This is a genomic window from Paenibacillus sp. PK4536, from assembly GCF_028594455.2.
Lineage (GTDB): Bacteria > Bacillota > Bacilli > Paenibacillales > Paenibacillaceae > Saccharibacillus > Saccharibacillus nuruki.
Genome location: NZ_CP126313.1, coordinates 3,177,399 through 3,199,106, shown reverse-complemented (window position 1 = coordinate 3,199,106; position 21,708 = coordinate 3,177,399). Strand labels below are relative to the sequence as shown.

Annotated in this window: 17 protein-coding genes; 1 reads left to right on the top strand and 16 read right to left on the bottom strand. The window is 39.8% G+C overall.

Features of this window, described 5'->3' with window-relative positions; all coding sequences use genetic code 11:
• Positions 1 to 225: 225 nt before the first annotated feature.
• The 13 genes from PO903_RS14440 to yfmF all read right to left on the bottom strand — a co-directional run bounded on the left by PO903_RS14440 (position 226) and on the right by yfmF (position 14,009).
• Positions 226 to 486, bottom strand: a complete 261-nt coding sequence (locus PO903_RS14440; protein WP_017813748.1) for a stage V sporulation protein S — start codon at positions 484 to 486, stop codon at positions 226 to 228.
• A 157-nt stretch (positions 487 to 643) separates the two neighbouring features.
• Positions 644 to 1,438, bottom strand: coding sequence for a TIGR00282 family metallophosphoesterase (locus tag PO903_RS14435; protein ID WP_153226900.1), 795 nt, complete (start codon positions 1,436 to 1,438; stop codon positions 644 to 646).
• A 65-nt stretch (positions 1,439 to 1,503) separates the two neighbouring features.
• Entirely contained in the window at positions 1,504 to 3,045 is a 1,542-nt protein-coding gene (gene rny / locus PO903_RS14430) for a ribonuclease Y (RefSeq protein WP_069327318.1), read from the bottom strand.
• Positions 3,046 to 3,412: 367 nt separating this feature from the next.
• Entirely contained in the window at positions 3,413 to 4,180 is a 768-nt protein-coding gene (locus tag PO903_RS14425; protein WP_083243443.1) for a regulatory protein RecX, read from the bottom strand.
• 144 nt (positions 4,181 to 4,324) lie between these two features.
• The gene (recA, locus tag PO903_RS14420; protein ID WP_069327319.1) at positions 4,325 to 5,392 is read right to left on the bottom strand and encodes a recombinase RecA; all 1,068 of its coding nucleotides are present in this window, start codon (positions 5,390 to 5,392) and stop codon (positions 4,325 to 4,327) included.
• Positions 5,393 to 5,709: 317 nt separating this feature from the next.
• Complete coding sequence (locus PO903_RS14415; RefSeq protein ID WP_273593744.1) at positions 5,710 to 6,981, bottom strand: competence/damage-inducible protein A; 1,272 nt, start codon at positions 6,979 to 6,981, stop codon at positions 5,710 to 5,712.
• 170 nt (positions 6,982 to 7,151) lie between these two features.
• Positions 7,152 to 7,739, bottom strand: coding sequence for a CDP-diacylglycerol--glycerol-3-phosphate 3-phosphatidyltransferase (gene pgsA, locus PO903_RS14410; protein ID WP_069327321.1), 588 nt, complete (start codon positions 7,737 to 7,739; stop codon positions 7,152 to 7,154).
• A gap of 128 nt (positions 7,740 to 7,867) precedes the next feature.
• Complete coding sequence (locus tag PO903_RS14405) at positions 7,868 to 8,356, bottom strand: YajQ family cyclic di-GMP-binding protein (RefSeq protein WP_069327322.1); 489 nt, start codon at positions 8,354 to 8,356, stop codon at positions 7,868 to 7,870.
• A gap of 128 nt (positions 8,357 to 8,484) precedes the next feature.
• Positions 8,485 to 9,540 (bottom strand): helix-turn-helix domain-containing protein, encoded by a 1,056-nt coding sequence (locus tag PO903_RS14400; protein ID WP_273593743.1) that lies wholly within the window; start codon positions 9,538 to 9,540, stop codon positions 8,485 to 8,487.
• Positions 9,541 to 9,576: 36 nt separating this feature from the next.
• Positions 9,577 to 10,344, bottom strand: a complete 768-nt coding sequence (locus tag PO903_RS14395) for a DUF3388 domain-containing protein (RefSeq protein ID WP_069327324.1) — start codon at positions 10,342 to 10,344, stop codon at positions 9,577 to 9,579.
• Between the two features lie 322 nt (positions 10,345 to 10,666).
• Complete coding sequence (gene ymfI, locus PO903_RS14390; protein WP_069327451.1) at positions 10,667 to 11,395, bottom strand: elongation factor P 5-aminopentanone reductase; 729 nt, start codon at positions 11,393 to 11,395, stop codon at positions 10,667 to 10,669.
• A gap of 44 nt (positions 11,396 to 11,439) precedes the next feature.
• Complete coding sequence (gene yfmH, locus PO903_RS14385; RefSeq protein ID WP_069327325.1) at positions 11,440 to 12,723, bottom strand: EF-P 5-aminopentanol modification-associated protein YfmH; 1,284 nt, start codon at positions 12,721 to 12,723, stop codon at positions 11,440 to 11,442.
• Between the two features lie 2 nt (positions 12,724 to 12,725).
• Positions 12,726 to 14,009, bottom strand: a complete 1,284-nt coding sequence (gene yfmF, locus PO903_RS14380; protein ID WP_069327326.1) for an EF-P 5-aminopentanol modification-associated protein YfmF — start codon at positions 14,007 to 14,009, stop codon at positions 12,726 to 12,728.
• Positions 14,010 to 14,404: 395 nt separating this feature from the next.
• Here yfmF and PO903_RS14375 point away from each other — a divergent pair, with 395 nt between their 5' ends.
• Positions 14,405 to 15,481 carry a stalk domain-containing protein gene (locus PO903_RS14375; protein WP_273593742.1) on the top strand — a complete coding sequence of 359 codons (1,077 nt, stop codon included), beginning with the start codon at positions 14,405 to 14,407 and terminating at the stop codon, positions 15,479 to 15,481.
• A gap of 154 nt (positions 15,482 to 15,635) precedes the next feature.
• Here the strand turns inward: PO903_RS14375 and PO903_RS14370 are convergent, their stop codons facing one another.
• The 3 genes from PO903_RS14370 to dapA all read right to left on the bottom strand — a co-directional run bounded on the left by PO903_RS14370 (position 15,636) and on the right by dapA (position 21,668).
• Positions 15,636 to 18,440, bottom strand: coding sequence for an FtsK/SpoIIIE family DNA translocase (locus tag PO903_RS14370; RefSeq protein WP_273593741.1), 2,805 nt, complete (start codon positions 18,438 to 18,440; stop codon positions 15,636 to 15,638).
• A 171-nt stretch (positions 18,441 to 18,611) separates the two neighbouring features.
• A complete protein-coding gene (locus PO903_RS14365) occupies positions 18,612 to 20,291 on the bottom strand; it encodes a ribonuclease J (protein ID WP_069327328.1) in 1,680 nt (559 codons plus the stop codon).
• A gap of 498 nt (positions 20,292 to 20,789) precedes the next feature.
• Positions 20,790 to 21,668, bottom strand: a complete 879-nt coding sequence (gene dapA, locus PO903_RS14360; RefSeq protein WP_137222743.1) for a 4-hydroxy-tetrahydrodipicolinate synthase — start codon at positions 21,666 to 21,668, stop codon at positions 20,790 to 20,792.
• Positions 21,669 to 21,708 lie beyond the last annotated feature (40 nt).

Here is a 21,708-nt window from a genome sequence, read left to right as displayed (position 1 = left end):
CGCACATACTCGTACATTTGCAAAATGCATGCTACTTTATTATACATCTTTTATATCAAAAATGAAAAGCAACTCAGCAAAAAGACCTCCAAGCTTAACCAACAAGCTTACAGGTCCCAAGTATCCAAACGAATTGCTACTTTTACCTATCATCTCTGTTGCAAGATTTACACTCTATAATAGGATCATTATAGGCATCCACTTACGTTCAGGATAGCAGCATTATTATCTAGGTTCTACAATCAACTTCATGGCGGTTCTGTCTTCTCCATCAATCACAATGTCCGTAAAGGCTGGAATACAAATCAGGTCAACTCCACTTGGTGCTACGAATCCCCGGGCAATAGCGACTGCTTTGATTGCTTGATTCAGTGCACCTGCTCCAATTGCTTGAAGTTCAGCAGCACCTCTTTCACGCAATACCCCTGCCAATGCTCCTGCTACAGAATTCGGGTTGGATTTTGCTGAAACTTTTAATACTTCCATGATAAGTACCTCCCCTGGGAATGAATGATGGCTTGATTCCATGATTAGTAGATAATATTCGACAACATCCTTTTGGTTCCTGCTGCATAAAATCAAAAATCAATGATATTTCACATAAAATTTATAAAGATTTTAAACACTCTGCTGGGACTTGAAACTATTCCATATGCCATTCGTCTTCATACATACGAATCTTTTCAATCTTTTTCGCTCTGCCTGTCTGATCGTCTATATCCACATACACAGCATGAAAATGCCATTTGCCTTCACACACTTGGAAACGAGCGGGCAACTGTGTCTGGAATTTATACAATACCGCATCACGCTGCATACCGAGTACACCTTCGTATGAACCTACCATACCTGTATCGGTCAAATAAGCTGTTCCGCCAGGTAGCAAGGTGTCATCATTACTTTGGACATGAGTGTGTGTACCAACGACCATAGAAGCTCTACCATCCAAATGCCATCCCATCGCAATCTTTTCTGAAGTGGCTTCTGCATGGAAATCAACTAATACACAATTCACTTTCCCTTTCAATTCATCCATAATCTCATCGACTTTGCGAAAAGGACAATCGATCGCTGGTAGAAATGTACGACCTTGCAGATTCACGATACCTAGCTGCTTACCGCCGGCTTTGATAATCGTATATCCACGTCCAGGCGTATCTGGAGGAAAGTTAGCGGGACGAATCATACGGGGTTCATCATCTATAAATTCAAAAATCTCTTTGTTGTCCCATGTATGGTTACCCATCGTTATACCGTGTACACCCATTTCAAAAAGTTGACGAGCGATTCCTCGCGTAATGCCCCGACCTGAAGCTGAGTTTTCGGCATTAGCTATGATGATGTCCGGGGTATACTTTGATTTTAACCGAGGTAGCGTCTCTTTAATCGCTTTACGACCTGTACTTCCAACAATATCTCCAATAAATATAACTTTAATGATAATTCCTCCGTCCACGAAGAGAAAAAGTGACCTGATTGCCAGGTCACTTTTCGCATCGTTCTTTATTTTGCGTAATCGACTGCTCTCGTTTCACGAATAACAGTAACTTTAATATGTCCTGGATAATCCAGTTCATTTTCGATCATCTTCGTAATATCACGTGCCAAGCGGAAACTATCTGCATCATCCACTTTATCCGGTTGAACCATAACGCGAATTTCGCGTCCGGCTTGAATAGCATATGATTTCTCTACGCCTTCAAAGGATTCAGAGATTTCTTCTAGTTTCTCCAGACGACGGATGTACGTTTCTAATGTTTCACGACGTGCACCTGGTCTTGCGGCAGACAATGCATCTGCTGCGCCCACAAGCATCGCAATAATAGAAGTCGCTTCCGTATCGCCGTGGTGAGACGCGATACTGTTAATTACAACTGGATGTTCTTTGTATTTCTTAGCCAACTCTACGCCAATCTCTACATGAGAACCTTCCACTTCGTGATCGAGTGCTTTACCGATATCATGCAGTAATCCTGCGCGTTTCGCTAAAGTGATATCTTGACCCAATTCGGAAGCCATCAAACCTGTAAGGTAAGCCACTTCCATGGAATGTTTGAGTACGTTTTGACCGTAACTGGTACGGAATTTGAGACGTCCCAAAATCTTGATAAGATCTGGATGAAGTCCATGTACGCCAACTTCAAATGTAGACTGCTCACCGTATTCACGGATACGCTCATCCACTTCACGACGTGCTTTATCCACCATTTCTTCAATTCTTGCAGGATGTATACGTCCATCTGCTACCAATTTTTCAAGAGCGGTACGGGCAATTTCACGGCGAATCGGATCGAATCCAGAAAGGATAACAGCTTCCGGTGTATCATCGATAATTAAATCGATACCTGTAAGTGTCTCCAATGCACGAATATTACGACCTTCACGACCGATAATTCTGCCTTTCATTTCTTCATTAGGCAAGGTGACAACAGAGACGGTAGTCTCGGCTACATGATCCGCAGCACAACGTTGAATAGCAAGAGTAATAATCTCGCGAGAACGTTTGTCTGCTTCATTTTTCGCCTGTTGTTCAATATCCTTGATCATTTGTGATGTTTCGTGGCGAACTTCCTGCTCCACGTTGCTCAAAATGATACCTCGAGCATCTTCCATAGACAGATTAGAAATTCGTTCGAGTTCCGCAACCTGACTGGTGTGAAGTTGTTCAATTTGTTGCTGAGTCTCTTCAATACGTTTCTCTTTGTTAGCCACTTGTTCTTCTTTGCGTTCTAGTGATTCAATTTTTTTATCCAGCGACTCTTCCTTCTGCAACAATCGTCTTTCCAGGCGTTGATTTTCATTACGACGCTCACGAATGTCTTTTTCAGCTTCAGTTCTGAGTTTGTGCACTTCGTCTTTTGCTTCCAGAACTGTTTCTTTTTTCTGTGCTTCTGCTTCTTTCTTCGCACTTTCTACGATTTGGATAGCAGCTTGTTCAGCACTAGAAATTTTAGCTTCTGCAAGAGACTTGCGAATAAAATATCCGACCAAGAACCCAAAGAATAATGCGGCAACAACGAGAATTGTGGTCCAGAGAACTTCCATTCTGTTCACCTCCTCGCTGATTCCTCCAAGGTATTCCCTGGGAATTACATGTTCATTTGGTTAATCGATGATTCGTCCCTTATACATTTGTTCCATTGCTCATGCGGGTACATGTGCTAATTCCCTTTTCATAGGGAGATCAAACATTCTAAAATTCTTCAGAAATGTCTTGCTACAGAATTCATTACCCACTTCATCTAATCACCTGCCGGGAAAAGATGACGTAAAAATGACAATCTGCACAAGTACATTTTATTATTTGCCAAAAGACATTGTCAAGCAATTGCAGTAACCGTATTTAACGATGTCAAGTTTGTTACCCTAAATGACGCGGTTATTCGGTTTTATTATATTTGGATTTTAGTGGTTATTCCCAATCATCTTCTGGCTTTTGTTGAACAGCATCTAGGGCTTTCCTTACAATATCCGAAGAATATCCTCTTCTCATTAAAAAAGCCATCGTTTTTCTTTTTTTATCAAAAACTTCTCCCGAAGTCGATTTCCATTTTTTTTCTGCTAGTATTGTAGCACTTGCGATTTCATCATTAGGATCGATTTCTTCCAAAGCTTGCTCTATATTTTCTTTGTTTACACCTTTTTGGCGTAATTCTTGTCTAATCCATACTTTACCTTTTTTCTGGCTATTCACTCTTTGTTTGGCCCACTGTTGAGCATATAACTCATCATCGATTAATTTCTCTTGTTGTAATCGTACAAGAGTCGTCTCAATGATCTCAGGATGAATTTCTTTTTCTTTAAGCTTGCGTGCAATCTCTGTTCGAGTACGTGCTTTGCGACTCAAATAATTCAGTGCTTCTGCATAAGCCGTTTGACGTTCATTAGCGATCACAATATTTTCTAGTTCTTCTTTAGAAAAGGACATGCCTTTTAACAGCCGATACTTGATCATAACATCTTCATGCACCATAAGGTTCAACTCACCGAAGGTTAACTTATAATGATGCCTAGGCTTACGTAGAGGGGTTACAGCCGTAATCTCTACTTCACCCTCATCAGGGAACCCATCTAGACGCTCTCCTTCATCTGCATAGATATCCCATTCTTCATCAGCCTCAGGTTCAGAGGTAGTATTAGTATTGGACGGTTTTTTAGCATAACGACGATAATCAGCCATAATTGTTTCCTTTCGTCTATCTATATTTTAAATCAGTGTATAGTGATCAGATGAATCTTTTATTAAATATAAATAAAAAAGCGCCCTGAACGTATTTCACGTCCTGGGCGCTACAGGATTTAAGCATATATCATCTTAAAGTGATTATTCAGTTGCTTTAGAGAATAATTCTTGCTCTTCAAGACTTTCTTTTTCTTTTTCTTCAGCTGATGGTTCTTCAACCACTGTTGTTAAATTGCTAGATACACGAATTTTTTGTTCAATGATATCTGCAATGTGTGGATTTTCTTTCAAAAACTGCTTAGAGTTCTCGCGACCTTGACCCATACGCTCACCTTCGTAAGAGTACCAAGCACCACTTTTGTTAACAATATCGTGTTCTACACCAATATCGATCAAGCTACCTTCTTTGGAGATACCTTCTCCGTACATGATATCCACTTCAGCTTGTTTGAATGGAGGAGCCACTTTGTTTTTAACAACTTTGATACGTGTACGGTTACCGACAACATCGTTACCGTTTTTGATTGCTTCAATACGACGCACGTCTAGACGTACAGTAGAGTAGAATTTAAGTGCACGACCACCAGGAGTTGTCTCAGGGTTACCAAACATAACGCCAACTTTTTCACGAAGCTGATTGATAAAGATCGTGATTGTTTTGGATTTGCTGATTGCACCAGACAATTTACGCAATGCTTGAGACATCAAACGTGCTTGCAAACCAACGTGAGAGTCACCCATTTCGCCTTCGATCTCTGCTTTTGGTACCAATGCTGCTACAGAATCGATAACGATAATATCTACAGCGCCACTACGTACAAGAGCTTCCGCGATCTCTAGACCTTGCTCACCTGTATCTGGTTGAGATAATAATAGCTCATCAATATTAACACCCAAGTTTTTAGCATATTGAGGATCCAAAGCATGCTCTGCATCGATAAATGCTGCTTGTCCTCCAGCTTTTTGAACTTCAGCAATAGCATGAAGTGCTACTGTTGTTTTACCTGAAGATTCTGGTCCGTATATTTCGATAATACGTCCTCTTGGCATACCGCCTGTTCCCAAAGCAATATCCAAAGCAATAGATCCACTAGGAATAACTTCAACTTGCATATGAGTGGATTCTCCAAGTTTCATAACCGAACCTTTACCAAATTGCTTCTCTATTTGACGAAGCGCCATATCTAACGCTGCACGACGATCTGACAATAAACTCACGTCCCTCTTCTTCTTATTTATACTCTAATTATACTACTTTTTTTCTCATTTGCCAAGCTTTTTTCGAACATATATTCGTCTTTTTGGCATGAAATCATTACTTAATTACATTTATTGGTAATAAATAATGATTTCAAATAGATGCATGTATTGCTTGATTTTGGGTCTATAAACATAAAAAAAACCGCAACAAATAAATTTGCTGCGGTTCTTCCGTCTACGGTTATTTTAGCATAACAGACGTAGGAATTGCAATAAGCTTCATAGGCTCTTGTACGTCTGATGCAGGTTGTTTTATTTAAAGTGTACTATTTTACAGATTCCTTCTGAAGTTCACTTAAACGAAGCCACAAACGGTACAGGATACTTTTGGCAGCCCGAACACGGATCGATTCACGATTACCACGGATATTCAATTCAAATACCTGTGTAGGTTGATTGCGTTCTGCTAGCCCTACATATACCAAACCTACAGGTTTGCGTTCCGAAGAACCTGGACCCGCTACACCGGTAATCGATACAGCAAAGTCTGTATCTAATGTTTTTCTAGCTTCATCCGCTAGCACTTCTGCTACTTCTGGGCTAACTGCTCCTGGAGCATTCTCGCCTTCTAGTAACTCATGAGGGACATTTAGCATTTTTTCTTTCATTTCATTGGAATAGCAGACGACTCCACCCAGAAATACATTTCCGCTTCCCGGAATAAGAGTTAGATTTTGCATCAGTAGACCCCCTGTGCAACTTTCTGCTGCAGTTAGGGTTAACTTCATACCTGTCATCATTAATAAAATTTGTTCTTCTATACTTATATTTTGATCAGCATACATATGATTAGGCAAACGATCACGAATCTGAGCTTCCATATTTTTCAGCTTGGTCATCGCTTCTTTTTCTGTAGCTGCTTTGGTGGTCAGACGAATAGTCACTTCTGCTTCTTTGGCATAAGGTGCAATCGTAGGATCACTCTGAGCACTGATCAGATCAATTAATGCATCTTCAAGAGCAGATTCACCAATACCTGCAAATTTAAGCATTTTTGAATAAATAGGATGTTCATCTGTGAGCACATGCTCAAGAAGCCAAGGTTTCGCTTCATTTTCAAACATCGGTTGTAATTCTTTGGGAGGTCCTGGTAGAACGATATAATATTTCTCTTTATCTTCAATCGCAATTCCTACAGCCAATCCTGTAGAATTAGCAAGCACATGACTGTTTTCAATCACAAGAGCTTGGCGACGATTATTTTCAGTCATTGTAATGTCTCTGCCTTCAAAAAAGCTAGCGACTTTCTCCATAGAAGCTGGATCAATATAGATTGATCTTCCTAAAACTTCAGCTAATGCATCTTTGGTCAGATCATCTTGAGTAGGTCCAATTCCGCCCGAAAATAAAATAACATCTGCGCGACTGCTTGCAAGTTCAATCGCTTGTTTGAGTCGATTTAAGTTATCTCCTACTACAGTCTGATAATAAACATCTATTCCCATATAGGATAATTGTTGAGATAAATATCTGGCATTCGTATTAGTGATCTGACCTAGTAATAGTTCTGTACCTACTGCGATAATTTCTGCTTTCATTACAAGTGCCTCCTTATTATTAGGGTTGCTCTGTGATGTAAATGCTTCGAAATGAATACAAAGTACTGTGACTATGGCAAAAGTAAGCGGCAATAGAGAAAACCCTATCGCCGCTTACACTATATTACTTGTTATATCACCTATTTTCTGATGAACAGAAACAGGTTATTTTAACTGGAAAAATGAAGTAACGATTTATTTTTGACAAAATAATCAATACCGGAATAGATTGTGATTAGTGTAGCTGCCCAGATCATAATCTCCGCAAATGGAATACCTAGTAAAGCAAATGGGAAATTATTGATCATTAAAGCAGAGATCGCTATAATTTGTGTAATCGTTTTGGCTTTGCCCCAATTACTAGCTGCAACGACTTTGCCATCCAATAATGCGATTTGACGAAGTCCTGTTACTGCAAATTCACGGCTAATGATAATCACAACCATCCATGCTTCACATTTACCAAGAGCCACCAATGAGATCAATGCCGCAGATACCAATAATTTATCAGCCAAAGGATCAAGTAACTTCCCTAGATTGGTGACTAAATTACGACTACGTGCAATATGTCCATCAATGCCATCTGTACTTGCTGCAATAATAAAGATCAAAGCCGCAATAAGATCGTTGTAACTAACCTCAAAAGATGCTCCAATTTTTAAAAGCCCTTCTCCAAACGAAAAATTAACGAGCAGGAACAACATCATCACCGGTACTAAGAAAATACGGGTAAGCGTTATGCGGTTAGGTAAATTCATTGTGTATCCTCCTTACTGCATCTATTTTCAACAGCGAACCAATGATATGTAATTGCTCCCGCCTGCATCTTTTGTTTCATCTTTTTACTGCCTCCATCAATTCGATCACAACCATGGTGATACCTGATTTATTTCATATTCGTGAATTGAAGATCCACAGTAAGGTCTGCTTTGCGAAGCAATTGGATTACTGCTTGCAAATCATCTCTATTCTTTCCGGTAACCCGAATCTGATCGCCTTGAATCTGACTTTTCACTTTCAATTTTGCATCACGGATTAACGTATTGATTTTTTTGGAGTTTTCTTGATCAATACCTTGTTTTAATTTGAGTCGTTGACGAACCGTTCCCATCGACGCAGACTCTATTGTTCCATAGTCTATATTTTTGATAGGCAATCCTCTTTTGAGCATTTTGGATTGCAAAATATCAATCAAAGCACCTAACTTATAATCATCATCAGAAACCACAACTAATGTTTCCTTTTCTAACGTTAGAGTACTTTTACTTCCTTTAAAATCAAAACGACTTGCTAATTCTTTCTCTGTTTGCGTAATCGCATTTGTCATCTCTTGCATATCCATTTTCGAGACAATATCGAATGAACTCTCTGCCATGTGATTTCCCCCTTTTAGGTAAAATTATAGAATATATGTTGTTACAAGTCTAATGGCACAAAAAGGACATCCTTAATCTGCTGTCTAATGGCAGCTTGAAGGTATGTCCTTTTTTGTGTGACTAACCATTAATTTCCGCTTGTCTCTGTAGTCGTCGATTCATCTGTTGTCGCATCTGTAGAAGAATCTGTCGATGTACCCGTAGAATCCGTAGTTTCTGTAGCCGGAGCTTCTTTCACTAATTTCAAAACAATACGTGAAGTTGCTTTACCATCTGTGATCGGTTGTCCATTGATTGTAATATCGGTAGCTGGAGAATTACCAGACTTGATATATAATCCTGTATCCGCTAGATCGTAAGAAAGGTCTTGTCCACTTTCCGTATTATTGAAAAATAAACGTTCTCCGCTAGAATCTGCTGATTTGTATACTTCAAGCCAACTTTGACCCGTTGCTTTGATACTTACTTTAAGCGGTGTCGTACCTGTGTAATTCACATTAAAAATAGTGTTTCTGCCTTCTTTACCTGCTTGTGTAATCACAGGTTGAGAAGCTGTATCTGTAGTCGTTGTAGGATCTGTAGCTTCTTCATCCGTACCCGTTGCTTCAGGTGTAGATTGTTCTTGATCTGTACCTGCTCCAGTCGGTGGTGTTGTCGTTGTACTTTCTGGAGTTGTTGGCGTTGTTGTTTCCGGTTTAGTTGTTGCCTGTGGTGTCGTGGTCGTTGGTTGTGTTGTCTCTTGTTGTTGACCTTTGTTATTTGTTGCCACTTCAGGAGCACCGTTATCTGTACGCACTACGAAAATGTAGACCAATACGACGATCAATAATGGGAATATCCACATCAATGTTGTTGATAACCATTTACCGCTTCGTCCCGATCCTGAAGATGTTCTTCTTGCCGCTCGCCTTTGTTGCACTACCGGTTCCATCACTGCTTCTGTTTCGGTCTCTGGAACATCGTCTTGATGCTCTTGTAACAACTCATCCGCACTAAGACCTACCGCTTCCGCATACGTTTTAATAAATGCACGTACATAAAAACTGCCTGGAAGTACTTTAAAATCTCCTGCTTCAATAGCTTCCAAATAGCGTTTACGTATTTTGGTCATTTCTTGCACATCATCAAGTGATAAACCTTTCGCAAGGCGGGCATCCCTTAACTGCCGACCTAGATCTGACATACTATTACCTCCTGGTTATAATGTTTTTGACTTTTTTTATATATCATCCGCATAACTTTCCGTGAATGTATCATAGACGATCTCTTCTCCCGGATTGTTGCGCAATTCAATAATAATGTTGAAATCACTGTACTCATAATCAGATTCCCGCACAAAAATATCGGGATGTTCGATCACTTTGGTACTTGGCATCGCCATGATATCTTGAAGCAATTGGTGATGACGTTCATTGGAACGAATCGTACTCACAATCCCATCGATAATAAAGATGTTGTTTGGATTGTTCTCCTCTTCAGATAATTGACTACGTACCGTTTGTCTAAGCAAAGTCGAAGATACAAATGTCCACCGTTTCATCGCACATACGCTACCTGCGATAATCGACTCTGTTTTGCCAACACGTGGCATTCCACGTAAACCGATAATCTGATTGCCTTCACGCTTAAATATTTCACCAAGGAAATCAACCAACAAGCCCAGTTCATCTCTTGTAAAACGGAATGTCTTCTTGTCATCCGAATCACGCTCAATATAACGTCCATGACGTACAGCTAGAATATCAACAAGCTTGGGTTGACGTAAAGCCGTCACTGTAATATTGCTCACTTTAGCGAGCATATCGCCAAGCAAACGAATCTTCTCATCATCATCTGTCTCTAATAGCATACCACGGGTCTTACCCTCTACACCATTAATGGTCAAAATGTTAACATTCAGCATACCCAATAAAGACGCCACATCTCCCAATAGACCAGGACGATTTTTATGTATCCTGTACTCCAAATACCACTGTTTTAGTTCCACGTTCACCTCTAACCTTTCTATCGCATGAATACTTTATAGCTCGAATCCTATGTCGATGGATCAAACATTTATTTTTACAACGGTGCTACTATATAGTCATCAAAGCAGATAGTCTGTACGAACTCCGACCCTTTTCTGCTGTTCAATGCAAAGTCATTAACACGTTAATGATATATAAAATAAAATAGAAAGGCAAGAAGCAGACAGTAACAACTTCGTCATCACTCAAACTACACGATTATATCATGATATGAATAGGAGCTTCTATATCTAAATATAGAAGCTCCTTCATCGTATTAAATATCTTACGTCCTTAACAACCTCAAGTCAAAAATCCACCATTCGGGCTGACTACTTGTCCCGTCATATATCCCGATTCAGGCAACGCCAAAAAGTAAACCATCGAAGCAATTTCATCTGGTTCAGCAATTCGTCCTGCTGGAATCTCTTCTTCCAACGATTCAATTTCCGAAGGTTCCAGATGAGCAATCATCTCTGTACGCACTACACCCGGCGCGATCGCATTCACAGTCACACCAGAGGGCGCTAGCTCTTTGGCTAACGCTTTGGTAAAAGCATTGATTCCACCTTTACTTGCTGAATACAACACTTCACAAGAAGCGCCTGTGATCCCCCAGATACTCGACACATTAATAATACGTCCATACCGTTGATGGATCATATGCGGCATAAAAGCTTGAGTACAAAGAAAAACGCTTTTGAGATTGGTAGCAATCACATCATCGAAATCTTGTTCTGTCATATCAGTCAACATTCCATAATGAGCGATACCTGCATTATTTACCAGAATATCAGGCAACATGTCATGCTGTTCCAACTTCTCACGCATCCGCTTAATCTGTTCCATACTGCGTAAATCTGCTGCAATAGTCAGTACTTTCACACCGTAATCCAGACAGACACGAGCTACATCATTCGCTTCTTCATGCGAACTACGATAGTGAACAGCGACATTCATTCCAGCCATCGCAAACCGTTTGGCTGTCGCAGCCCCTATCCCTTTACTTGCCCCTGTAACCAAGACGGTCATTTGTGAAAAAGGCTTGCTACTTGCTGCTACAGATGGGGACTGATTCACGGACTAACAACCACCGAGACAGCTAGCTGATCCCAGTTCATATGTTCACGCAAACGAGCATTTACATCTTCAACCGTTAATGATTCGTAGATAGGAAGAATATCAAAGAAGTCACTATCACGGAAACGATTACGTGTAAATTCATGTGCAATACTTTCTGGAGAATTTAACATTCGCAAGTATCCACCGATTTTTTTACGTAAAGCTCGATCAAATGCATCTTGACTAAAGCCAGTAGCAACCACTTTATTAATCTCTTCTTGCAGACGTTTGACAAGTAGCTTAGGATCACGGGTATCTCCACCCATCATCGAATAGCCATATTCGGTTGTACTGCTATAATCACTTCCGAAATCATCTGAAATCAATTCTTCGTCATACAAAGTCTGGTACAACTGCGTACTGTTTCCTAGCAATAGATCGAGCATCAGCTTGGTTGTTAATGTACGACGTTGTAGAGCTTCACCTGTAAGACCATTTTTGACTTCTTTTAGACCTAGTAGACATTTAGGCTCTGATACAGGCAAGCGAACTTCGTGCCATGCTTCTCCTACAGCTACAGGTTCTTCTTCAAAGAAACGACTGATTGCACCTTGTGGTTGATAATCTTTCGCTTTTTGATTCGAACGTACTTGCTCCATAACTGTAGCAGGATCAACTCCACCTACTACGAATAGCATCATATTCGAAGGATGATAAAACGTGTTGTAACACTCGTACAATGTATCTTTAGTTATCGTACTAATCGATTCAATCGTACCTGCAATATCGATGCGTAATGGATTTTTTTGATACATAGCTTCAAGCAATCCATAATACACACGCCAGTCTGCATTATCTTGATACATTTGAATTTCTTGACCGATAATACCTTTTTCTTTATCTACATTTTCTTTGGTAAAATAAGGATTCTGTACATAATTCAACAATGTTTCTAGATTATCTTCAATCTGTTCTGTTGCTGAAAATAAATATACAGTCTGCTCAAAGCTAGTAAATGCGTTAGCAGAAGCTCCTTTAACTGAAAATTTAGAAAATACATCCACACCATCAGGTTCTTCAAACATTTTATGCTCCAAAAAGTGAGCAATACCATCAGGTACTTTAACTTCTTCTTGTCCTTCTACTTGGAAATGATTATCTACAGAGCCATATTTGGTTGCAAATGTAGCATATGTTTTTTGAAATCCTTCTTTGGGAAGCACATATACTTGTAGTCCGTTATCCATTGTTTCGAAATATAATGTTTCTTGTAAACGCTCATAGCGGATGCTTTCCATAATTATGCCTCCTTCTGTTCTGTCGTAAGGAAATAAATCGTATCCAGTGTCAAAACACTTGCCGCAGTCTGGATCTGCTCTTTTGTAACCGATTCTACTTCAGACAACAATTGCTCTACCGGACGATCTTTATCTGCAAAACGTCCATTGAAATCATAACCGATCATTTGATAAGCAGAATCACGAGATTCTAACAAATCGTTGCGAATCATTGCTTTGGTCTGACTGATCTCTGATTCACTGATTTCACCAGCTTGCAGAATAGCCAATTGTTCTTTGATAATATTTAGTGCTTTATCAAAGTTCTGTATTTCAATACCTGATTGGATCGTAGTAATTCCTTTGTAAGGATCAAATCGTGAACCGACATAGTACGCTAGACTTTCTTTTTCACGTACATTGGTAAACAATTTGGAATGAGGGAATCCACCAAGAATACCGTTTGCTACCCATGCAGATGCATAACGGTTATCTCCATAAGTAATCGGTGTGCGTAATCCCATGTTCAGTTTACCTTGACTGATTTCCATTTTTTCAACAATATGTTTAACTTCTGCACCAGCAGAACGTGGAATAGATATTTTGTAAGCATGTAAGGTATTGGTTTTGCGAGCAAATTGACTACTTACAAGCTCTAGAACCTCATCTAACGTAGTATCGCCTACCACATACAGATCCATCGTGCTATTTTCAAGCCATTGCTGGTAGCGTTCATAGACGTTAGCACCGTTCAATTGATCTAGATCACTAAGTTGACCCAGTGCATTTAAGCGGTAAGGCTCATCTTTACACATTTCTTGAATACAACGTTCAGCTGCATAACGAATTTTGTCATTCACTACAGACTCTAAGCGTTTACGAACATTCTCACGCTCAGCAGTCACATATTTTTCACGGAATGCATTATTTTCAAGCACAGGATTAGTCACTGCATCGCCTAAAAACGAAATACTTTGTTTTAACAGCGACTCATCTGCGGATACAAACGAATCATTGATCGTATCCATACGGAATTGCACCATTTGATAATCGCCTTTTTTATATACGTCAAATCCAAAGCCTGCACCATACATATTTTCTAAAGCTTCACGAAATTGTGTTGTTTCTGGATACTTGGCTGTTCCTCTACGCAAAATAAAAGGAATCAAAGCTGTAGGAGTAACTGTATCTTCTGCAAGGGGGGTTCCCATATAAAGTGAAACGGCAAATGTTTTGAATCGTGTCGTTGGCATTACATGTACACGTATTCCATTCACTTCACCGCGTTCGAATCCGGTCTTATTCAACGTCAAAACTCCTTTATCAAGCCAATTTGGTGATACTCTAACTCTACTTATTTTATACTAATCGAAATACAAGAAGCAAACGAGATGACAGGTATTTCGTTATAGCGCTATATGAGTCAAAGTATTCAAAAAAGCCATTGGGTTTCTTTCACCCCTCCATCTGTGATAAAATTTAGTCTCTGATGAAGGAATATAGACGGTCTGATGTCGAATTTCTGGAGATCAGCAGATTTAAAGCAACATATTTTGGATACACTTCGTCATACTATATGAGGAATGGTCATGCTCAGTCTATCTGGCAAAACAAGCAGTATTATCAAGGGGTCATACTTTAGATTGCGTATAGTAAAAAAGTATATCTCCAAATCTAGAAAAAAAGGAGCTCGACGAACAACATGAAACTAAGAAAAAAACCTGTGATTATTGCTACTGTGTCCGCTCTTGCTATTTCCGGCAGTATTTTTGTAAATAGCACATATGCTTCTCAAGCGACCAAGCAACTCAAAGCGATGTACAACAACATTAAAGTCATTTACAACAACCAAGAAGTGACTGTAGATGCTAGCCAAGAACCTTTCATGGTTAACGGTACTACATACATTCCACTTCGTATGATGGGTGATGTATTTGATAAAAAAGTAACTTGGGACAATACGAACAAAATCGTAAATGTAGCTGACAAAACAACTCAAGTGCCTCAAACAACTGTAGATACGTTAAATTCTCAAATCCAAAATCTACAATTGCAATTGAATACAGCAACAGCGCAAAACACTACAAAAGATACAACGATTGCTCAATTGCAAGCGCAAATCACAAGCTTAAACACTCAAATTACAGATTTGAAAAACAATAATACGAACTCCAATTCAAACAGCACAACATTGAATAAGTTACAAACAACACTTAACAATTCTTATGCTGATTACAAAGGTACAAGTGCTAATATTGAATTAACAGGTAATTCAGACAAATTGAAAGTGAATATCAAAGTCACTGAAAGTGTATGGAACGATTTGTCTACTTCGAACCGCAGAACATTATTACAAAATATCGTAGATGCTATTCATGACAACAGCACTTATGATGAAGCTACAGTAACAGGAACCGTAGTTACCAAAAACTCTGTTAAGTTGCTAACTTTCTCAACCAATAGCAGTAACAGTATCATTATTGGTTCAAATGTTGATCTAAGTACAGTTCAAACTACATTGAATAACGACTTTGGTACGTACAAAGGTGTTAAATTGTCGATTGAATTGTCTAACGACAACGATGAAGAAATCGTATTCCGTATCTATGCTAACAAAGGTGATTGGAATTCATTAACTTCATACCAAACCAATACATTGTTCAATAGCGTTGCTGAAGAAATTGATAGCGCGTATAGCAATATGAACAAAAAGATTTATGGATTTGTGTATGATAGCTCCAACAAAACAAGTATTTTAGAGCGTTACAACGGTTCATAAGATTTCGTTCGTTGAACATCTAATACGCATAAAAAAGAAGCGCTACTCGCTAATACTTAGGAGTGGCGCTTCTTTTTATTTATTATTAAGGGTAGATGAGATGATAAATCCACTCTGGGATAGATCACCTCTTGCACTACCTGTTCTACATCGATTATGAATTGCTAGCTAACTTCTGCTGATATTGCTCAATCGTAATCAAGACTTCACGAGGCTTACTGCCCTCATAAGGACCTACAATTCCATGAGCTTCTAAAGAATCGATTAGACGTGCTGCACGAGTATACCCTACTCTCATGCGTCGTTGTAATAGAGATACCGAAGCTTGCTTACCTTCTACTACAATCTGCACAGCTTGATCATACAATTCATCCAATTGTTCATCCATGTTATTCACCGTATCGTCGATTTCAGGAACCAAGTCTTCTACATACTGGGCATCTCCTTGACCACGACAGTAGGCAACAATCGCTTCTACTTCTTCGTCAGACATAAAGGCTCCCTGTACACGAGTCGGTTTGGAAGAACCTACAGGCATAAATAGCATATCCCCGCGACCAAGCAATTTCTCCGCTCCACCCATATCCAGAATAGTCCGTGAGTCGATCTGTGAAGACACACCGAATGCGATCCGTGAAGGAATATTAGCTTTGATGACCCCTGTAATAACATCGACTGAAGGACGCTGAGTTGCAATAATCAAATGAATACCTGCTGCCCGTGCCATCTGTGCTAAACGTGCAATTGCATCTTCCACATCTCCAGCAGCAACCATCATCAGATCGGCTAACTCATCGACAATTACCACGATATAGGGTAAAACAGCCGTTGGATTATCTTTCATCAGATTATTGTAGCCTTCCATATTACGGGTACCTGATTTGGAAAATAACTCATACCGTTTTTCCATTTCGACAACGATCTTTTTCAGTGCTAATGAAGCACGTTTGGGATCAGTCACGACCGGTGCTAACAGATGCGGAATCCCATTATAAATATTCAACTCTACCATTTTAGGATCGACCATTAAGAATTTGACTTCATCTGGCTTCGCTTTGTACAAGATGCTTGTAATAATACCATTAATACATACAGATTTACCTGAACCTGTGGCTCCAGCTACAAGTAAATGGGGCATTTTAGCCAAGTTCCCTACAATCGTCTGTCCTGCAATATCTCGTCCGAAAGCAATAGACAATTTGGCTTCTGACTCTTGGAAAATCGAAGTTTCCATCACTTCACGCATAGTAACCATCGCTACTTCGTTATTCGGTACTTCTATCCCTACAGCGGCTTTACCTGGAATCGGTGCTTCCATCCGAATATCTTTAGCAGCCAGTGCTAATGCAATATCATCGGTTAATCCTACAATACGGCTTACTTTGACACCTACATCAGGTTGCAGTTCATAACGGGTTACTGCCGGTCCACGAACGACTTCAACGACTTTGGCACGTACTCCAAAACTTTCAAGTGTAGTCTCTAGCTTACGTGCAATCACCATATAGTCATTTTGATCATTAGCAGTACTAATATTCTTCGGCTTCGCTAATAAAGCAAATGAAGGCAATTTGTAAGGCTTAGGCTGTGGTACAGGCGGAGGCACGATCGTGCTACCTTCTATTACTCCTGAAGCAATACCGGAACTCTGCTGATCTTCTACAGGGTTATTAGTCTCAGCTTCTATTGATTCTGCATCTGTATTGGTTAGATCTTCTTCTACCAGATGCAACGGCATGACTGCCTGTTCATTCTGATCTGCCTGAAGAATAGCTGTTAAAGCTTCTGTTTCTATATCTGTTGATAAATGATCTGTAGTCGCATGTTCGCTATTGTATTCTTCTTCACTCTGCTCTCCACGTTCATACTGCATTTGTGCAAAAAAGTCACGGATAATCGGAGGCTTTTCAGCTAGTGATCCTTCGGAATCTACATTATCCCAAATATCACTTTCTGGCGTAGATGCTACAGCAGGTGAAGTCGATAGATTAGCTTGTTCATCAAGCTCGGTTTTTGCAGATAATCGACTTTTCGATCGAGTAGGCATAGCAGTCACAACAGATGCGGTTGCAAGTCTAGCTTCTGCTTCTTCATACTGTGCATCAATCGCAGCATATTGATTTTCTTCCGCTTCTTCGGTTTGACGCTTACGTTTCCAAGGAAAAAGACTAGACTTGGTACGTTGTGCTTCCTCTTCTTCGTCTTCTAGCTCATCTTCATAAGCTTCCATCTCTGCTGCTTCTGCTGCTTGCAGTTCACGTTCTTCTTGACGTTCTGCTTTGGCAATCTGCATCAGTTCTATCTTTTCCTGACTCCATGAAGAGAATTGTCTAACATGCAAACGAATACGTTGTACTAGATCAGCGACCGACAACTGAGTAATCAGCATCAGACTGATAATTACCATAACCGTAGCAATAAGTTTCGTTCCGATCACGCCGAACAACATCATAAATAACCACATCTGGACAGCACCAATATAACCACCTGCTGTTTGCCTTGCTGGCAACAAAGTTAATTGTTCTGCTGGCACATACATTAAAATACTGATCAGTGTAGCTGCACAGGTCAATAATACCAATCCAGATAATCTGCCGTTCCATCCTCGTGGCCATTTTCGTCTTAGCATAATAGCCAGTCCAATATAAATACCTACCAGAGGTAATACGAAATAGACTTTGCCTAAAATAAAGGCTGTTATGTAATGCAGAAATTCACCCACTGCGGCTTGTCTGGATAACGCAATCACCGAAAATGTAATCAAAATAATACCATAGACTTCATATTTTAATGTCGCCCAAGCGGATACTTTAGCTTTGGTATTTCGCTTCCGAGCAACAGGTTTACGCTTGGTTGTCGTTGTTGTTTTCCGAGTCGCTGAAGAAGTTTTGGACACCACTTTTTTTCGTGGTGAACTTTGCGCTGACTTGGATTTCTGGGTTGTTGTAGGCTTCGCCATCTGTCACCACCTCCGATGCACTATTATATCATATACCAAGCAAATTGAGACGATTTCGCTCTCTAAAAAAAACGCAAAACCCCCGTTCATCACATGGGACCGTCCAATATACCATGTGATGAACGGGGGCGACTGGTTGCCTCTTACCCGTTTATTCTATATTTCATGAACTCAGACTTCCATAATGATCGGAAGGATCATAGGTCTACGGCGCGTTTGCTCATATAAGAAACGACCAAGAGAGTCTTTAACACTTGTTTTAAGTGAAGCCCACTCATTAACACGTTCGCTCATTAAGCGTTGCAATGTGCTTGTTACGATGCGGTTCGCTTCATCCAGCAATCCTTCAGATTCGCGAACATATACGAATCCACGAGAGATGATGTCTGGTCCAGATACAATCTGTCCATCTTGCTTGCTAAGCGTTACGACAACAACAAGGATACCATCTTGTGACAATAGTTTACGATCACGAAGAACGATATTTCCTACATCACCTACGCCTAATCCATCGATTAACACGTTACCAGAAGTGACTTTACCGGCTTTGCGTGCTACTCCACCTTGAATCTCAACAGTATCACCAATATCAATCATAAAGATATCTTCTGGAGCAATACCTACAGCTTCACCTAGTAAAGCATGTTTACGTTGCATACGGTGTTCACCATGAATAGGAATAAAGAATTTCGGTTTCATCAAGTTAAGCATTAATTTAAGCTCTTCTTGTGATCCGTGTCCTGATACATGGACGCCTGAGTTAGAACCACTGTAGATAACATTTGCACCTAAGCGGAACAATTCATCAATCGTACGTCCGATATATTTTTCATTACCCGGTACAGGTGTAGCTGCAATAATAACAGTATCTCCCGGTAAAATATCGACTTTGCGGTGTGTCGAACGGGCCATACGTGTAAGTGCTGACATCGGCTCGCCTTGACTTCCTGTAGACAGGATAACTACACGATCTGCTGCCATTTTGTTGACTTCTTCTGGCTCGATAATCATACCATCTGGAATTTCAAGGTATCCAAGATCAGAAGCGATTCCTACTACATTTACCATACTTCTACCGATAACTGTGATCTTACGACCTGTTGCAGCAGCAGCGTTAACTACTTGCTGAATACGGTGAACGTTAGATGCGAATGTAGCGACAACTACACGTTGTGTTGCTTTACGGAAAATATCTTCTAACACAATACCTACATTGCGTTCTGAAGGTGTAAAGCCTGGTTTTTCAGCATTTGTACTATCGGATAGTAGTGCAAGAACACCTTTACTACCAATTTCAGCCATACGTTGCAAGTTAGCGAATTCACCATTTACAGGCGTATGATCAAATTTAAAGTCACCTGTGTGTACAACGTTACCTTCTGGAGTAGCGACACATACACCTACAGAATCAGGAATACTATGGTTCGTACGGAAGAATGTAGCAGTGAGGGTGTTACCTAATTTAAGCTCTGAATCTTCATTGATCAGAATACGTTTAGTTTCGCCAAGCAGATTTGCTTCTTTCAGCTTGTTCTCCACTAATCCAATCGTTAATTTGGTACCGTATACAGGTACATTTAAATGTTTCAATACATATGGCAAACCACCGATATGATCTTCGTGACCATGCGTCAAAATGATAGCACGTACTTTGTCACGGTTTTCTGTAAGGTATGAAATATCAGGGATAACGATATCGATCCCTAGCATATCTTCCTCTGGGAATTTAAGACCTGAATCAATTACGACAATGTCATTACCATATTGAATGACGTACATATTTTTACCAATTTCACCAACGCCGCCCAAAGCAAAGATCGTCAGTTTTTCGTTATTCGTTTTTTTCGACAATGTTATCTAGACCTCCTATAAGTATTGGACGTATTACTAAATATTTTTAAACAAATTTAATGTGTATATACAATAATTACAAAACTTTCGATAAAGGTGGGTTCCTTTTTCAAAACGGATATCTATCAAACCGTTTCGATTCCGCAAGGAATCAGCACCCGAAAGCTTTATCGGTTCGTTGACCGTCTGCTGAGTTGCACAAATACTCTGCCTGACAAAGTACCCATTCAGCAAACCTCTATTTCTTTATACCGCACCCAGTCACTTGAGATTATTATACATGATTAAAAAACAAAAACACAAGTCATGTTTGCTTGAGTCTGCTAAAGCCTTTATAAACTGCCCTGTTTCATTCAAATTTTATCTATTCATTTCCAATATTTTATTTCTAGCTTCTTATGTATGCGTAAAAATTTATCGCTTTAAAAATAAAAAAGCTGCTCCTAATTAAGAGCAACTTTTTTATGTCTAGAACGATTATATGATCGATCATCTACTTTATACAAATAATTGATCGATAAATTGTTGTTCTTGATCGGTAGGCGGTAATAATGGCAGTCTAACGTTACCATTACCAAAGCCACGTTTAGATAGTGCATATTTCACCGCAGATGGATTAGGAAGCGGCTCAGGGCTTTCAAATAACCCTTTGAAAATAGGGAACAGCTTTTGGTTCAGCTTAGCTGCTTCTACAGGACGACCTGCAAGATAAGCTTCGATCATATCAGTCATCTCTGCACCTACCACATGACTAGCTACACTGATAATACCATGAGCCCCTACAGCCAGAGCAGGTAAACCTGAAGAATCATCACCTGAATAGACTTGGAAGCCTTCTGGCGCATGAGCAACAATCTGGGTAACTTGTTCAAGTGAAGCACATTCTTTGGTTCCAACAATATTGGAAATTTCGGCAAGCTTAAGTGTTGTTGTTACAGACATACTTGTAATTGTACGACCTGGAACATTGTACATAATAACCGGAAGTTCTGTAGCTTGAGCAATCACTTTAAAATGCTCATATATACCAGCTTGATTAGGTTTGTTGTAATAAGGAACCACAATCAATACACCGTCTATGCCTAATTTGGAAGCTTCCCGGGTCAAATGTATCGAATGACGTGTCTCATTACTACCTGTTCCAGCGATAATTTTACATCGTCCTGCTGCATGTTTAACCGAAAACTCAAACATTTGCAGTTTTTCTTCATCGCTAAGTGTAGGCGATTCACCGGTTGTACCACATACTACTAATGATTCTGATTTTTGAACATCAATTAAATAATCGATTAATCTTGCTGTAGCATCCCAATCAATCTCATCTTGTTCATTAAAAGGGGTAATCATCGCTGTCATTAATCTTCCAAAGTCTACCACTCTATTTCCTCCTTCAAATACGGAGCTATCCGATGACCTG

Bases quoted from the DNA above. Each gene is read 5' to 3' on its own strand.
- PO903_RS14405 (WP_069327322.1), bottom strand. From the start codon at position 8,356: ATGGCAGAGAGTTCATTCGATATTGTCTCGAAAATGGATATGCAAGAG.
- PO903_RS14415 (WP_273593744.1), bottom strand. From the start codon at position 6,981: ATGAAAGCAGAAATTATCGCAGTAGGTACAGAACTATTACTAGGTCAG.
- pgsA (WP_069327321.1), bottom strand. From the start codon at position 7,739: ATGAATTTACCTAACCGCATAACGCTTACCCGTATTTTCTTAGTACCG.
- PO903_RS14370 (WP_273593741.1), bottom strand. From the start codon at position 18,440: ATGGCGAAGCCTACAACAACCCAGAAATCCAAGTCAGCGCAAAGTTCA.
- PO903_RS14425 (WP_083243443.1), bottom strand. From the start codon at position 4,180: ATGGCTGATTATCGTCGTTATGCTAAAAAACCGTCCAATACTAATACT.
- ymfI (WP_069327451.1), bottom strand. From the start codon at position 11,395: ATGACCGTCTTGGTTACAGGGGCAAGTAAAGGGATAGGGGCTGCGACA.
- rny (WP_069327318.1), bottom strand. From the start codon at position 3,045: ATGGAAGTTCTCTGGACCACAATTCTCGTTGTTGCCGCATTATTCTTT.
- PO903_RS14400 (WP_273593743.1), bottom strand. From the start codon at position 9,540: ATGTCAGATCTAGGTCGGCAGTTAAGGGATGCCCGCCTTGCGAAAGGT.
- yfmH (WP_069327325.1), bottom strand. From the start codon at position 12,723: ATGGAAAGCATCCGCTATGAGCGTTTACAAGAAACATTATATTTCGAA.
- PO903_RS14375 (WP_273593742.1), top strand. From the start codon at position 14,405: ATGAAACTAAGAAAAAAACCTGTGATTATTGCTACTGTGTCCGCTCTT.
- PO903_RS14440 (WP_017813748.1), bottom strand. From the start codon at position 486: ATGGAAGTATTAAAAGTTTCAGCAAAATCCAACCCGAATTCTGTAGCA.